This is a genomic window from Pseudomonas sp. SMSB3 (assembly GCF_052041965.1).
In the GTDB taxonomy this organism is placed as follows: Bacteria; Pseudomonadota; Gammaproteobacteria; order Pseudomonadales; family Pseudomonadaceae; genus Aquipseudomonas.
Window position 1 is genome coordinate 186,656 of the sequence record NZ_JBKGGV010000001.1, and the last position, 16,490, is coordinate 203,145.

General features: G+C 67.0%; 4 protein-coding genes. All 4 read right to left on the reverse strand.

Features of this window, described 5'->3' with window-relative positions:
* Positions 1-136: 136 nt before the first annotated feature.
* A complete protein-coding gene (locus ACLEJW_RS00885; protein WP_145191924.1) occupies positions 137-1,321 on the reverse strand; it encodes an HlyD family type I secretion periplasmic adaptor subunit in 1,185 nt (394 codons plus the stop codon).
* Positions 1,318-3,486, reverse strand: a complete 2,169-nt coding sequence (locus ACLEJW_RS00890; protein ID WP_440776856.1) for a type I secretion system permease/ATPase — start codon at positions 3,484-3,486, stop codon at positions 1,318-1,320. Before ACLEJW_RS00890 ends, ACLEJW_RS00885 begins: the two co-directional genes overlap by 4 nt.
* Entirely contained in the window at positions 3,483-4,916 is a 1,434-nt protein-coding gene (locus tag ACLEJW_RS00895) for a TolC family outer membrane protein (RefSeq protein ID WP_313296572.1), read from the reverse strand. Before ACLEJW_RS00895 ends, ACLEJW_RS00890 begins: the two co-directional genes overlap by 4 nt.
* 63 nt (positions 4,917-4,979) lie before the next feature.
* Positions 4,980-16,460 (reverse strand): BapA/Bap/LapF family large adhesin, encoded by an 11,481-nt coding sequence (locus ACLEJW_RS00900; RefSeq protein WP_440776857.1) that lies wholly within the window; start codon positions 16,458-16,460, stop codon positions 4,980-4,982.
* Between the last annotated feature and the right edge of the window lie 30 nt (positions 16,461-16,490).

Genomic DNA, 16,490 nt, shown 5'->3' on the forward strand with positions numbered 1-16,490 from the left:
TTATCGGCCTGATCAGGCAAGGCTTTAGCGTTTGCAGATCCCCGCGCATGAATTGTGCAAGCCACTGTCTTGCTATTCAAAACCGAGCGCGATCAGGTAGATCGCGCTGGAGTCCAGTGCAGGACGAATCTGCCAATCACCGCTCGCGCAGGGCCTCCTTGGCTCGGTTCAGAGGTTTGATCAGGTAGTCGAGGATGGTTTTCTCGCCGGTGCGGATATCCACCGTGGCGATCATCCCCGGCACGATCGCGAAATGCTTGCCGGCCTTGTTGGTCAGGCGGTCCTGCTCGGTGCGGATGAACACCCGGTAGTAGTAGATCTCTGGTTTGACTTCATCTTGCAGGGTATCGGGCGAGATCCCGACGACCTTGCCTTCCAGCCCGCCATACACCGAATAGTCATAGGCGCTGATCTTGACCTTGGCCGCCTGATCAGGATGGATGAAGGCAATGTCGCGCGGGGCGATCCGTGTCTCGATCAGCAAACGCTCGTCCATCGGCACGATCTTCATCACCTGCCCGCCCGGCTGCACCACGCCGCCCAAGGTGTTGACCTCGATATCCTTGACGATCCCGCGCACCGGCGAACGCAAGGTCAGGCGGGTCAGCGAATCGCTGCGCCCGCGGATCACTTCCGACAGGCTGTCAGCTTCGGCGCTGGCCTTGGCCAGTTCCTCGCGGGCGCGTACCAGGTATTCGGAGCGGGCTTCATTGGCCTTGAGCTCCAGTTCCGAGCGCTGGCGGTTCAGGCGGATTACCTCGACCCGGCTGGAAGCGCCCATCTTGGCCAGGTTCTCGGTGATCTTCAGTTCTGCTCGCACCAGGCGCAGCGAGTCCTCGATGCCGGCCAGGGTCTGCTCCAGGCCACGCCGGCGCGTCTCGTAGAGCGCGGTTTCGGCGTCGATCAGCTCGGGCGAATCGCGCAGGCTGTCCGGGAACTTCAGCGGCTTGCCAGTCACCTCTGCGCGCAGTCGCGCCACGCTGGCCTTGGCGGCGCGGAACTTGGCTTCGCTTTCGCCGACGCTGGAGGCGGTCTTGGTCGGGTCGAGCTGGGCGAGCACCTGGCCGCGCTCGACCAGGTCGCCTTCGGCCACGTTCATCTGCGCGACGATGCCGCCTTCGAACGACTGAATCACCTGTTCGCGGGAGCTGGGAATGACCTTGCCGGTACCGGTGGACACCTCGGTCACTTCGAACCAGGCCGCCCAGGCCAGGAAAGCGGCCAGCATCAAGGCACATAAGGTGATGACGCGCCCGGCGCGCAGCACCGCCTGATCATCCTGGCCATCCAGGTAGGAGGCGGGAAGTTCGTGGTTGCTCATGCCTGCGCTCCTTGCAGCTTGGCCAGGGCGGCATCACGCTTGTCGTCGATGACGATGCGCCCGTTGTCCAGCACGATGATTCGCTCTACCCGCTGCAACACACTCAAGCGGTGCGTGGCGATCACCAGCGTGCGGCCCTGGCAGAAGCGATCGAGATTATCCAGCAGCTTGCGCTCGGTGATGTCGTCCAGCGATGCGGTCGGCTCATCGAGCAACAATACCTGCGGCTGGCGCACCAGCAGGCGTGACAGGACCAAGGCCTGGCGCTGGCCACCGGAGAGGCCTTGGCCGCCCTCCAGGATCAAGTGGTCGAGCCCCTTGGGCAGGCGCCGGACGAACTCCAGGGCGCCGGTCGCGGCCAGCGCTGCCACCAGTTCCTGGTCGCTGGCCTGACCGGCGCCGAGGGTGAGGTTCTCGCGCAGGGTGCCGTGGAACAGGCGCGCATACTGGGCCAGCACGCCCACGTCGCGGCGCAGGTCGGCGGGGTCGAGGTGCGCCATGGCGATGCCGTCCAGAGTGACTTCGCCCTGGCTCAGGTCCATGGCGCCTGCGAGCGCCTGCAACAGGGTTGATTTGCCGGCACCGTTGCGCCCCAGCACGGCGATGCGTTCGCCAGGCTGGATATCCAGTTGGCCGATGCTCAGTACCGGTGGCGCCTCTGGGTTATAGCCGAAGGTGGCCTGGCGCAAGGTGTATTCGCCGCGAATCGCGGGCAGATGCACCCGCGCTTCACCTTCAGGGTGATCGACCGGTGCCTGCATCAGCTTGTCCAGCCCTTGCAAGGCGACCTTGGCCTGCTGCCAGCGGGTCAACACGTGGGTCAGCTGTGCCAGCGGCGCCATCATGCGCGATGACAGCATCGAGGCAGCCACCAGGCTCCCGGTGGTGAGGTCGCCGGCGATCACCATCGGTGCGCCGATCACGATGACCACGGCGAACACCGCACCCTGCACGTTCTGCGTCCAGGTCACCAGGCCATTGGTGAGTGTGCGCAGGCGCAGGTTGGTGTGTGCGCAGGCGGCGTTGTACTGGTTCCACTGGCGCTCGAAGCGCGCCTCGGCCTGCAAGGCCTTGATCTCGTCCAAGCCCTGGATGCTTTCCACCAGCATGGCATTGCGCAGCGACGACTCGCGCATCGAGGCGTTGGCCAGCACCGCCAGGCGTCGTTGTGCGAGCAAGCCGGGAACGACCATGGCCAGCAGCGCCACCAGCGGGATGAACACCAGCACGCCGCCGATCAGCCAGAACACGAACAGGAACAACAGGAAGAATGGCAAGTCGGCCAGCGCCGTGGCCGTGCTCGAGGTAATCAGGTCACGGATCGATTCCAGTTCACGCAATTGCGAGATGAACGAGCCGGTCGATTTCGGCCGCGCCGAATTGCGCAGGCGCAGGGCATGCCCGTACACCAGGTCCGATACCCGCAGGTCGGCCCGCTTGCCCAGCAGATCGGTGACCTTCAAGCGCAGCAGGCGCATGCTGAAGTCGAACACCAGTGCCAGCACCACACCGCCGAACAGCACATACAGCGTGGGCAACGACTCGGCCGGGATGACCCGGTCGTAGACCTGCATGGAAAACAGCACCCCCGCCAGGGCGAGCACGTTGGCTACCAGTGAGGCGACCATCACCTGCCCATAGGGGCGCAGGTCGCGCAAGACGATGCGGGCGAACCAGTGACGATCGTAAGGCGCCGTGTAGTCATCAGTACGCACATCGCGCAGCGGCCGCGCCGGGCGCATCAGCGCCACGCGGTTGATCCTGCCTTCGAGCGCATCGCGTGGCAGACGCGAAGTCAAGCGCTGGTCACCTGCGAACACCACCGCCAGCTGATCGTCTTCGGTCACCGCCTCGACCGTGGCCAGCTGGCCGTCGTCGAGCTCCAGCACCAGCGGTGTGCGCCACTGGCGCAGGGCTTTGGCGTCGTAACGCACGAAGCGCAGGGTCAGGCCGGCCTGGCGCGCCATGTGGCGCAGGATCTCATCCAACGGGGGGGCATCCTCGACTGCTGCCAGGCGGATACGCTGGGGCGAGACATCCAGACGATAGTGGTGGGCGACCTGCAGCATCACTTCCAGCCACGGGCCAAGATCGGGCCGTGGCTCCACGGCATGCTCAGGGGGTTGTGCCTGACTGGCCTGGGCCAGGTTGACGGTATCGTTCATGGCGCGATTTCCACCCCTTGCAGGTTGCGCCCTTCCAGCCCGAAGGCGGTTCGCAGGGCACCGGTGTTGTACAGGCAGTCGACATCCAGGCGCAGCAGGTCGGAGCGGGTGCCAGCGAGTTCGAAGCGCGACTGATAGATTTCCTGCTCGGCGTTGAGCAGGTCGAGCAGGGGCCGGGTACCGAGGTCCAGGTATTGCCGTCCATACAGCACGCGGGCCTCCTGAATGCTGCTTTGGCGGGCCTCGAGCGAGCTCAGGCGACGGCCCAGGCCGGAGGTTTGCGCCACCGCCTCGGCCAAGCCGCGACGCGCTTGCAGGCGCGCTGCGTCTTCGGCGGAATCAGCGGCGGTCAGGGCATGCCCCGCAGCGCGGCTGCGCGCGCTGGTGGCGCCGCCTTGGTAGATCGGCACCTCGACGTTCAAGTAGATGCCCGCCTGGGTGCGGTCCAGGCGCGAGTTGTCGCGGTTGTAGTCGTCGTCCAGGTAATGATTGACCTGCGGCTGCAATGACAAGGTCGGATAAGCTTCGGCCTTGGCCTGGGCCAACTCAGCCTGGGACTGGGCGCGCAGGGCCAGGGCCATGAGTACGGCCGGTAGTCGGTCGGCAGCGCTGGCGGGTCGCTTGCACGCCTGGTTCAGCTCAGGCGGGGCGTGTTCGGCCAGCGCCGGCGGCTCGGCGCGACCGAGCAATTCGGCCAGGGTCGAGCGCCAGCGCTCGTACTGCGCCTGGTATTCCTCGAGGGTCGCGCGGGCGCCCTCGACGCGCGACTCGGCCTGGACCACATCGGAGCGGGTACTGGCGCCCATGTCGCTGCGCTGGCGAGCCATGTCGGCAATCGATCCGACGCCGCGGATCTGATCGCGGGCGATGACGATCAGTTGCTCGTAGCGGCGCGTCTCGATCCAGGCATAGGCGGTATCGCGCGCCAGGTCGTCGACCACCAGCAGGATATTGGCCTGCGCCCGCGTGGCGGCGGCCTGGGCGGCGCTCACGGCGCTGTCGACCTTGCCGAAATCGTAGAGCATCTGCTTGAGCGACAGGTTCAGCGCCTGGCTGCTGCGATCACCGCCGTAACCGGTGTCGTAGCCGGTACGCAGGCCACCGGAAATCTGTGGGTAGTAACCGGCGCGGGCAACGTTGATGCCTTCGCCCTGCTTGTAGAGGTTGCCGATCGCCTCGGCAATGCTGGGATGCCACTGGGCAGCGGTGAGTACTGCCTCGGCCAGCCCTAATCGGTCGCCGCTGACGGCACCTTGACCGGCAAATGGGCGAGCGGAAATGGCATCGGGCGCGTCACGCATCAATGACGGCCCGATGGTGCGCAATCTGGGGTCAATGTCGTCGGCTGCCTGGACAACCGGGTTGAGGTTCAATGCCAGGAGCCCGAGGGCTCCCAGCCACAGCGGTGATAGCGGACTGCTTCGCTTCACGAAATTCCCTTACTGCTACTCGTCCTTGTCGCCGGGCGTTACGCCCGGCGGGTTACAGCGGCCTCAGACTATATGGATGCTGTTCTGCACCCAGAGGTGGTGGCTCGGATCTTCCTGGGCCGTGTATTGGTTATAGTCGATCCCCTCGGCGCTGTGGTTGCCGACCAGGTTCCAGTTGTCGGTCATGTGCAGCGTGTCATTGTTGTCCCCCTTGATGATTAGCGTGTCATTGCCAGGCTCGGTGACCGCTACCACGTCTGCCAGGTTGAGGGTCAGCGCCACCGCGCTGGTGTCGTTGAGGTCGATGACCTCGATGTTGTGGATACGCTCGGCCAGGGCCCCCAGGTCGATGCTGGCATCGCCACCGCCCCAGAGCAGGGTGTCGGTGCCGCTGCCACCGTCGACGCTGGCGAAGTTCTGGTCGATCACCTCAAGCGTGTCGTTGCCCGCGCCGCCCTCCAGGGTGACCTGCCCACCCTGGCTCGCCACCAGGTGATCGTCAGCGTCGCTGCCCAGCAACGCTTCACTGCCGGCCGCTGCCGCAACGCTGGCCAGGGCCACATGATCGTCGTCAGTATCGGCTACCAGGGCGGAGAAGGCCCGAGCGCCACTGGCGTTGTTCAGGTTGACGGTCAGCGTGGCGGTGTCGGTGGTGCCGTTGGGGTGGGTCAGCTCATAGGTGAAGACGTCCTGTTTGCCAACGGCGACCGAGGTCAGGCCGCTTTTCAGGGTATAGGTGTAACTGCCGTCGGCCTGCACCAGCAGCGTGCCGTAGGTACCGGTCACACTGACCCCGTTGTAGCCCGGAATGGCATAGGTGCCGGCTGCGGTCAGCACGCTCAGCACAGTCAACGCAGAGCCGAGGTTATCGGCGCCGGTGGGGTCGGTGATCAGGTTGCCGGTAACCGGCGTGTAGCCGCTGACCACGAACTCGTTGAGGTGCGTGGTAGTGGCGTTGACGCTGGTGGTGATGGAGCTGGCCAAGCCGATACCACCGGCTGTCACCCGTACCTGGTAAGCGCCGGCTGCCTGGTTCTGGAAGGTGTAGCCTGCGCCGCCGCCCAGCAAACTGACCAGCGATGCGCCGCCGACCGACTGCACCACGACATACTGCCCAGTCGCCGGGTTGAGCTTGAGTAGGTCGATGGTGGTGCCGTTGAGCAGCGCCAGCAGGTTGGTGGAGTTGACCACCACCTGCAGGTTGGCCGTGGTGTCGGCGGCAACTGTGGTGGTGTAGGTGGCCGAGCGGCTGCCGATCACCGGCAAGGCCAAGCTACCGAGCGTGCTGCTGCTGGTGTCGACGCGGTTGGCCAAGGTGATGCTGGTGCTGTCGATATCGTTGACCGCATCGACGACCGTGGCTGGCGCGCCGAGGTTGCCGTTGTTCCAGATTTCGTTGGCTTGCGGGCTGTCGATGCGCACATACAGGTTGGCGCCGTCCGACAAGCCGTTGGGGTGCACCAACTGGTAGTTGAACACGTCTACCTTGCCCACGCTGGCAGGGCTGCCATTGGGGGTGTAGGTGTAGCTGCCATCGGCGTTGATCAGCAGCGTGCCGTACTGGCCCTGCACCGTGGTGCCGCTGCCGGCAGCGACATAGACGCCGTTTTTCAACACCTGCAGTACGGCGCCGCTGTCCGGCCCGCGGGCATCGACCGTGCCATCCGTGCCTGGATCGGTGACCACATTGCCCGACACCGCCGTGCCGACCCCGGTGAACTGAGTCAGGCTGGTGGCAGCGATATCCAGGGTGGTGGTGACCTGGGTAACCAGGCCGATACCACCGCTGGCCACGGTCAGGCGGTAGTCGCCCGCTTGCAGGCTGCCGATGTCCACCTGCAGGCCGATCGGCAGGATGATCAGGTCGAGCAAGCCTTGGGTATTGCCGACGGCGAGGTTGACCCAGGCGCCGCTGGCATTCTTGACCTGCAAGGTAAAGGTGGCGTTGTTCAGCAGCGCCAGCACGCTATTGGTGGTGAGCGTCAGCGTTGGGTCGACCGTAGTGCCAGCGCCCACCGTCCAGGTGAAGGTTTTGCTGAAGCCGGACAGCAGCGTGGTGAAGCTGTCGCTGTAGGTCTGCGTAGCCGTGACCGGTGCCAGGTTGACAGTAGCGGTGGCAAGGTTGTCGCTGGCGACGACAGGCGCATTGGCATCCACATCCGGGGCGGTGATGTTGACGTTGCCGGAGACATTGCTGCGCGGGTCGGTAAGCGTTACCGAGAGCACCTGGCCGTTGTCTTGCGGCGGGTTCAGGGTCACGCTGAAGCTGCCATTGGGCTGCACCACGGCGGTTTGCAACACGGTGCCAGTGGCGCTGCGCACGGTGACCGTGGCACCGACCTCGCCAGTGCCGGTCAAGGTGCTGCCGTCGGCACTGATGACCAGGTTGGCGGCGTTGGCCGGCGGGGTGAAGTCGGGCGCGGTCAGCGGCGTGGCAGTCGAGGTGTTGCCGGCAGCGTCGGTGAGGGTGACGCTCAGGGCCTGGTTATCGATCTGCGCGGCGCTGAGGCTGACCACGAACAGGCCGTTGCTGCCAACCGTGGCAGTGCCCAGCACGGCGCCTGCGCTGTTGCGCACGGTGACGGTGCTGCCGACCTCGCCGGAGCCTGTGACTGCCGTGCCGTTGGCATTGATGGCAGCCACCGGCGCGGTCGGTGGCGTGGTATCGGGCGCGGTGATGCCAGCGCTGCCCGATTGGTTGCCGGCAGCGTCAGCCTGGCGTACCAGCAAGGCCTGGCCGTTAGCCTGGGCGCTGCTCAGTGCCACGGTGAAGCTGCCGTCGGGCTGCACGACAGCTGTGCCCAATGGGCCGCCCGGGCCTTGCACCGTAACGGTTGCGCCAGGTTCACCAGTGCCGGTCAGCAAGGTGCCGCCCGCGCTGAGCTGCAAGTTGGTCGGCGCCAGCGGCGCCTGGGTATCAGGGGCGGTGAACGCGGTGCTGCCGGAGACGTTGGATGCCGCATCGGCCTGGGTCAGGCTCAGCACCTGACCATTGAGCTGGGCGCTGCTCAAGTTGATGGCGAAGCCGCCGGCACCGTTGACCAGGCCGCTGCCCAGCACATTGCCGGCGGCGTCCCGTACGGTGACCGTGGCGCCTGCTTCACCGGTGCCGCTGAGCACCAAGCCGTTGGCCGACAAGGCGGTGACCACTGGATTGGCTGGTGGGGTGATGTCAGCAGCGGTGATGAACACCGGCTGCGACTCGCCGCCAAGCAGCGATCCGGCTGTTACCGAGAGGTTTTCGCCGTTGAGCTGCGGGGTGTTGAGGGTGATCGAAAAACCGCCATTGCCGATGTTGGCGCTGCCACTGCCGATCAGGTTGCCAGCGGCGTCGTAGACCCGGATGGACGCACCCGTGGTGGCCGTGCCCGTCAGGGTCAGGCCGTCAGCAGCCAGTGTGACGTTCAAGGGTGACGCCGGTGGAGGCACCAGTGGCGTCAGGTAAGTCTCCACCGCCGAGGTGTTATTGGCAGCATCGGTCTGGGTCACGGCGAGCGAGGCGCCCGAGCCTGGCGCAGGTTGCAGCGGGATCGAGAAATTGCCACCGCTGTCGACCTGGCCGGTACCGATGACACCACCATTGAAACTGACGGTCACGGTTGCGCCTGGTTCGCCGCGACCGGTGAGGATGTCATAGGTGGTGTTGACCCCCAGGTTGGTGACGATCTCTGGCGGCAGGGTGTCGAGGGTTTGGTACTCGGCAGGGATCGAGGTGTTGCCGGCGGCGTCGGTGGCAATGACCGTCAGCAGCTGGCCGTTGTTCTGCGCAGGCGTCAGGGTCACAGTGAACGTCCCGCCGTCGGGCACGGTAACGGTACCGACCACCGTACCGGCGGGGTTGCGCACGCTGATGACACTGCCCACTTCGCCAGTGCCGCTGAGCAACGTGCCGTTGCCAGTGAGGGTCAGGTTGGCAGGCTGCGGCGGCGGCACCAGGTCGGGCGCGGTCAATTGCAGCGGCGCCGATGGATTGCCAGTCGCGTCCTGGGCGATCACCGTGAGGACCTGGCCATTGATCTGCGGCGTGTCGAGGTTGAGCACCAAGGTGCCGTCGGGGTCGATGGTGCCTTGGCCAACCAGATTGCCCTGGTTGTCGATCACCGTAACGCGCGCGCCGGCCTCACCGGTACCGATCAACTGGGTGCCGCTGCCGTTGAGCGTGGCCACGACCGTGGCCGGCGGAGTGCTGTCCACAGCCAGCACCGTGCTGATCGGCGAGACGTTGCCGCTTGCGTCCTCCAGGGTCACTTGCAGGGTTTGGCCATTGAGCTGGGCTGCATCCAGGTCGACCAGGAAGGTGCCGTTGGCAGCGACCGTGGTGGTGCCGATTTCAGTGGTGCCGACATACACCCGAACGGTGCTGCCGGGTTCCCCGGTGCCGCCCAGCTGGTCGCCAGCGGCGTTGAGCCGCAGGTTCAAGGCTGCCTCCGGAGGCGTCAGATCAGGTGCATTGACCGTGACCGGCGCGCTGATGTTGCCAGGTGGGTCGGCCTGCTGCACCGACAGCACCTGCTGATTGATCTGCGCCGGCGTGAGCTCGACGCGGAAGCTGCCATCGGCCAGCACCACGGTCGTCCCCAGTACCACGCCCGCGGCGTCGCTGACGGTGACGGTCGCGCCGACCTCGCCGCGACCACTGACCACGCTGCCGTCGGCGTTGATGACGACATCGGTGAGGGCATCGGGTGGCGTGAAGTCGGGCGTTTGCAAACTGCTCGGTGGCGACACGTTGCCGGCAGCGTCGGCTTGGGTGAGGCTGAGCACTTCGGCATTGCCCAGCGCAGGGCTGAGGGTCACGGTGAAGTCGCCGCTGGCCTCGACGGTGGCGGTGCCGATCGGATCGCCTGCGCCATTGCGCACGGTGACCAGCGCACCCGGCTCGCCGCGTCCGGTCAAGGTCACGCCGTCGCTGGAGATCGTAAGCTCTGCTGGCGCGGCCGGTGGCGTGATATCAGGCGCGATCACGGTACCTGGGGTCGACTGATTGCCGGCGGCATCGGTCAGAATCACCTGCACCTGCTCACCATTGGCTTGCGCGGGGCTCAGAGTCACTTGGAAGGTGCCGTTGTCGCGCACCACGGCCGTACCCAGAACGGTGCCATCGGTGGCTACCACGCGCACACTGGCGCCGGCTTCACCGCTGCCGTCGAGCAGGCTGCCGCCACTGGAGAAGGCCAATCCGCCAGGGGCGTCGGGGGCGATGCGGTCCGGGGCGGTCAGGCTGACGCTGTTGGACTCGTTACCTGCCGCGTCGGCCTGGGCGGCGCTGAGCAATTCACCGTTGAGCTGCGCGGTGGCCAGGGTGATGCTGAAGTTGCCACTGGCATCGACCACGCCAGTGCCCAGCTCGATGCCACCCTGACCCAGCACGGTCACGTTCGCGCCGGCTTCGCCACGGCCGCTCAAGACCAGGCCGTCACTGGACAAGACAAGGTCACTCAGCGGTTGCGGCGCGGTGGTATCGGGCGCCTGCAGGTCCGCAGGCAGCGAAGCACTGCCGTCACTGCCCACGGCGCTCACCTGCAGCAGCTCGCCATTGGCCTGAACGCTGCCGAGGTTGACGCTGAAGGTGCCGTCAAGGGCGGTCGGCGCCGAACCCAGCAATACACCGCCAGGGCCGTAGACATTGACCGTGCTGCCCAGCGCGGCGGTTCCGCTGACGACCAGGCCGTCGGCGGACAGCAGCAGGTTGTCTGGCGCGTCGGGCACCAGCGCGCCCGGTGCCAGGATGCTCTGTGCAGGCGAGACGTTTTGCGCCACGTCGGCCTGTACCACGCTCACGCTTTCGCCGGTGATCGCGGCAGGGACAAGGGCGACGCTGAAGCGGCCATCGGCGCCGACGACCGCGGTGCCCAGGGGGCTACCATCGGCGGCACGCACCGTGACCGTAGCGCCTGCTTCACCGGTGCCAGTCAGCGTCGCGCCATCGGCCGAGACTGCCAGGTTGGTCACTGCCTCAGGCGCCGTGGTGTCCGCTGCGGTGTAGGCGGCGGCGGGCGATACATTGCCCGCAGCGTCGGTCGCCGTCACCTGCAAGGTCTGACCGTTGGTCTGGGCGCTGGCCAGGGTGACCTGGAAGGTGCCGTTGCTGGCGGCCACTGCAGTGCCCAGCACGGTCCCGGCAGCATTGCGGACGGTCACTGTGCTGCCGGCCTCGGCGGTACCGCTCAGTTGCAGGCCGGTCGCCGCCAGGGCCAGTGCAGTCGGTGCTGCAGGCGCGGTGAAGTCAGGGGCCGTTACCGCAACGGCAGCCGAGGTATTGTTGCCGGCGTCGGTCTGCGTCACGCTCAGGCGCTGGGCATTGAGTTGGGCGCTGTCCAGGGTCAGGGTGAAGCTGCCGTTGGCGGCGACCTGGCCAGTACCGATGATGGTGCCATCGGGACCGCGCACGGTCACGCTGGCACCGGCTTCGCCCAGCCCGGTCAGCGTCAGGCCGTTGTTGTTGAGCACGACGTTGCTCAGGGCGGCGGGGGCGGTGAGGTCCGGGGTCGTTACACTCACGGCCGGCGACACGTTACCGGCTGCATCCACCTGGCTCACACCGAGGGCGCGGCCATCGGCTTGCGCGGTGGCGAAGTTCACGGTGAAGCGGCCATCGGCGCCTACCGTTGCGCTGCCCAGCACGCTGCCAGCGGCATCGCGCACCTGCACGGTGGCGCCCACCTCGCCGCTGCCGGAAAGCTGGCGGCCATCGGCGCTCAGCACCGGGTCGGTGACCGCAGCCGGCGGCGTGCGATCTGGCGTGGCCAGGCTGGCCGGTCCGGAGACATTACCTGCGGCATCGCTCAGGGTCACCTGCAGCGCGCTGCCGGTGGTTTGTGCGCTGGGCAGGGTGATCTGGAATTGCCCGCTCTGGTTGACCGTGCCGGTGGCCAGGATCGCCCCGCTGGCATCGCGCACCGTGACCAGCGCCCCCGCTTCGCCTTGGCCACTGACCACGGTGGCGGCGTTGTTCAGGCTCAGCCCGGTGGCGGCGCCCGGCGCTTGCAGGTCTGCAGCCTGGACGGTGGCGGCCAGCGAGACATTGCCGGCGGCATCGGCCTGGGTGATGGTGAGATTCTGGGCATTGGCCTGGGCAGGCACCAAGGTCACGTTGAACAGGCCGTTGCTGCCCACTACGGCGGTGCCAAGCAATGTCCCGCTCGCATCGCTTACGCTGACCGTCGCGCCTACCTCACCACGGCCAGACACCAGGCTGCCGCTGCGGTTGATCGCAACGTCCGCAGGCGCGTCGGGCGGCGTGGTGTCTGCCGCAACGATGGTGGCGGGCACCGAAGGCGCGCCGCTTGCCGAGGCGCGCGCCGTGACGTTCAGGGTTTGGGCGTTGAGCAGGGCATTGGCGAAGAAGATGCGGAAGATGCCGTCGCTGCCCACCGTGGCACTGCCCAGTGTGGTGCCGGCAGAGGTGACGGTAATCAGGCTGCCGACCGTGCCTTCACCGGTCAGCAGGAAGCCATCGGCGCTCAGGCTGAGGTTGCTTGGTGCAGCCAGTTCAGCGCCGGTTGGCCCCGCTACGTTGATGCCAGTTTCATTGTTGCCGCCGTCGCGCACCACCAGTTGCACGTTGTCGCCCGCTTGCAGCGGCGGATCCACCGTGACCACGAACGAGCCGTCCGCTGCCACGACCGCTGTACCCAGCTCGGTCGTGCCGTCGCGCACGATGACCGTGGTGCCGGCCTCGGCGGTGCCGCTGATGAGGGCGCCATCCGGGCTCACGGCGATGTCCGTGGCCGCCGCTGGCGGTGTGGTGTCCGCAGCGCTGACCGGGGTCGGCAGGGTGCTGTTGCCGGCGGCATCGGTAACCACCACGGTGACGGTTTCGCCATTGAGCAACGCAGGCGTCAACGGCACGCTGAAGCTGCCGTCAGGGTTGACTGCCTGCGTGGTCTCGACGCCAGTTGGGCTGATTACCGTGACCGACGCTGCGCCGGGCGCAGTGCCGGTCAGGGCCAGGCCATCGGCGCTGATTGCAAGGTCGCCCGGCACTGCGGGCGGGGTCAGGTCAGGCGCAGTGGCCTGGCCGGTAGCCGATGCGATGCCCTGGGCGTCGACCTGGATGACGGAGAGGACCTCGCCATCCAGTTGTGGCGGGGTCAACGCGACGCTGAAACTGCCCCCGGCCGGCACTACGACGCTGCCCAGCAAATCGCCAGCCGCGTTGCGCACCTGCACGGTGGCGCCCACTTCACCGCTGCCCAGCACAAGGGTGCCGTCGGCGCTGACCTGCAAAGCGCCAGGGACGTCTGGGCCGCTGGTGTCGGCGGCAGTGTACGGTGTCGAGCCGGAGGCATTGCCAGCGGCGTCGGTCAGTACCACGGACACGGTCTGGCCGTTAGTCTGCGCAGGCGTGAGCGTGACGCTGAAGTTGCCGTCGGCGTCGACCACGTCGCTGCCGAGCAACTGCCCGGCAGCATCGCGCACCTGCACCGTGGCGCCAGGTTCGCCCTGGCCGCTCAGCACCAGGCCATCGCCACTCAGGGCAAGGCCTTGCGCAGGTGCCGGCGGCTGCAGGTCGGCGGCCGTGATGGTATTGACTGGGGAGACGTTGTTGCCGCCATCGACCTGCACCACGGTCAAGGTCTGGCCGTTGAGCTGGGGAGGATCGATGGTCACGCTGAAACTGCCATCGGCCTGCACCACGGCGCTGCCCAGGACGACGCCGTCGGCGCCGGTCACCTGGACCTGCGCGCCGGCCTCACCGGTGCCGCTGAGCAGCGCACCATCGCTGGACAGCGCCAGGTCGGCGGTGCTGACTGGCGCGGTGGTGTCTGGCGCCGCCAGAGCGACGCTGACCGACACGTTGCCAGTCGGATCGCGTTGTTCGACGGTCAGGGCCTGGCCGTTGTTCTGCGCGCTGTCGAGGGTCACGCTGAAGTTGCCATCGACGCCGACCACAGCGGTGCCCAGCACAGCGCCGTTCGGGCCCCTTACGGTAACCGTTGCACCCGCTTCGCCGGTCCCGGTGACGGTGCTGCCGGTGCCATCGATGGCCGGCGTGCCGACCGCTTGCGGCGCGGTGGTGTCCGGTGCGATGAAGGTGACCGGCCCGGCACTGTTGCCCTGGCTGTCGGTAGCCTCGACCGACAGGCTTTCGCCGTTGCGCTGGGGCTGGCTGAGGGTGACATTGAAACGCCCGTCGGCGCCCACCGTGGTGGTGCCCAGCACTGTGCCGTCGGCAGCGCGCACGGTGACGATCGAGCCAGCCTGGCCCTCACCGGTGAGTTGCAGGCCGGTCACATCCACGGCCAAGGCCGAAGGCTGCAGCGGGCCGTCCAGATCAGGTGCGGTGAAGGGCGCGCTCGAGCTGTTGCCGGCGCCGTCGCGCAGCACCACGTCCAGAACCTGACCATCGGTCTGAGGCGCGTCGAGGATGACCGTGAAGGTGCCATTGGGGGCCACCACGCCAGTGCCCAGCAGCACCCCTTGGGCGTTGGTGACCTCGACCGTCGCACCGATTTCGCCACGGCCGGTCAGGGTCACGCCATCGGCGGCGAGCTGCAGATCGCTGGCTTGGTTCGGCGCGGTGATGTCGGGCGCGCCTATCTGGGTGGGCAGCGAGCTGTTGCCATCGGTGTCGATCGCCACCACATCGAGCAGTTCGCCATTGGCCTGGGCCGGGGTGAGTGGCAGGGTGAAGGTGCCGTCATTACCCACCTGGACGCTGCCGATCACCGCACCGCTGGCATCGCGGACCTCTACCAGGCTACCGGCCGGCGCGGTGCCGGTCAGGCTGCTGCCGTCAGGGCTCAGTAGCAGATCGGCTGGGCTTTGCGGTACCGCGGCAGCCGGTACGATCACGCTGAGCGGGTCCGAAGGGTTGCCTGCTGGGTCGGTCTGCACCAGAACGACCGTTTGACCCGCGCTGACCGGGCCATTCAGCTCGACCAGGAAGGTGCCATTGGCCGTTACCACGCCGCTGCCGAGCACGGCGCCATCGGCATCGCGCACTTGCACGGTAGCACCCGGTTCACCGCGACCGCTGACTACCACGCTGCCGTTGCCGATGATCACGTTGCTGATGATCGCAGGTGGCGTGGTATCCGGGACGGTGTAATCGAGCGGGGCAGAGCTGTTGCCGGCCGCGTCGGTCACGGTGACGGCCAGGTGTTCACCGTCGGTTTGCGCAGGGTTCAAGGTGAGGCTGAAGCTGCCATCGGCAGCGACGATGGCGCTGCCAATCAGCGTGCCGTTGACATCGCGCACTTCCACGCGTGCACCGGGCTCCGCCGTACCGGTCAGGGTCACGCCATCGGCGAGGGCCAGCCCGGTCGGTTGCCCGGGCGCCTGCAGATCGGGCGCAGTCAGCGGGCTGGCAGCCGATACGTTGCCGTCGGCATCGGTCAACGTCACTTGCAGCGACGAGCCGTCGGTCACGGGTGTGGTCAGTTGCAGGTTGAACGTGCCATCGGCTTGCACCGTGCCTGTGCCGATCACCTGGCCCTGGTCGTTGAGCACAGTGACCGTCGTGCCTGCCTCACCGCGCCCCGAGACGGTGCGGCCATCGGCGCTGATGAGCAGATCGCTGGCGGGCTGGGGAGGGGTGGTGTCGGGTGGGTTGCCGAGGCCGTCGTCAGGGGCAGTGATCACGGTGCCGCTGGAAACGTTACCTGCCGTGTCGGTGATGGTCACCTGCAAGGCCTGACCGTCGGTCTGGGGCGGCTGCAAGGTGACGCTGAACTGGCCATCGGCGCCAGCAACCGCGCTGCCCAGTAGCGCGCCGTCGGCACCGCGCACCTCGACGGTGGCGCCGGGCTCGGTGCGGCCAGTGACCGTGTCGCCTTGCGGGCTGACAGCGAGATCGGTCGGTGCGACCGGTGCGGTGGTATCGGGCGCGGTGACGGTGCCGGCTTGCGACGTGTTGCCGGCCGCATCGGTGAGGCTGACCGTGAGATTTTCGCCGTTGGCCTGAGGGCTGCTGAGGGCGACGTCGAAGCTGCCGTCGGCATTCACCGTACCGGTTCCGATCAGATTGCCCGCTGGATCGAAGACATTCACCCGCGCCCCGGCTTCGCCGCGGCCGCTCAGGCGCAGGCCATCGGGCGATACCAGCAGGTCGATCGGCGTGGCGGGGGCCGTCGTGTCGCCTGGTGCACCACCACCGCCGCCGCCACCACCACCACCGCTTGCCGCTGCCGCCACGCCGCCTGCGCCCAGCAGGCCAAGCGCGGCAAAGGCGAAGGTCGATGTTTCGTTGCCTGCCGTGCCGATGCCAGCCACCAACTCGTCAAGCGATTTCACCTCATCGAAGGTAAAGCCGGTAAAGGCCGTCGAATCGTAGTTGGCGTGCCACAGGGTGCCGTCTTCGCCGACGAAGACCATGTCGCTGGCAACCCCTGCCTGGTCAACGGCGAAGAAGTTGCCGACGGTGACCTTCTCTCCGGACTTGAGCGTGACGATCAGGTCCTGCCCGCGCCGGGTGACGGTGGCCACCTGGTCGGGCGCTACGGGCATCTGCACCACGCCAGGGCTGTTGAGGGTGATGTTGCCCCAGGCATTCTGGGTGGCTACGGCGGATTGCTTATCGGCGACGACGATGTTGTCCATGACTGCTCCCTGCTGGATTTCGGCACACAG

What these genes read in the sequence shown, in the direction of transcription:
- ACLEJW_RS00885 (WP_145191924.1), bottom strand. Translation starts at nt 1,321, where the DNA reads ATGAGCAACCACGAACTTCCCGCCTCCTACCTGGATGGCCAGGATGAT.
- ACLEJW_RS00890 (WP_440776856.1), bottom strand. Translation starts at nt 3,486, where the DNA reads ATGAACGATACCGTCAACCTGGCCCAGGCCAGTCAGGCACAACCCCCT.
- ACLEJW_RS00900 (WP_440776857.1), bottom strand. Translation starts at nt 16,460, where the DNA reads ATGGACAACATCGTCGTCGCCGATAAGCAATCCGCCGTAGCCACCCAG.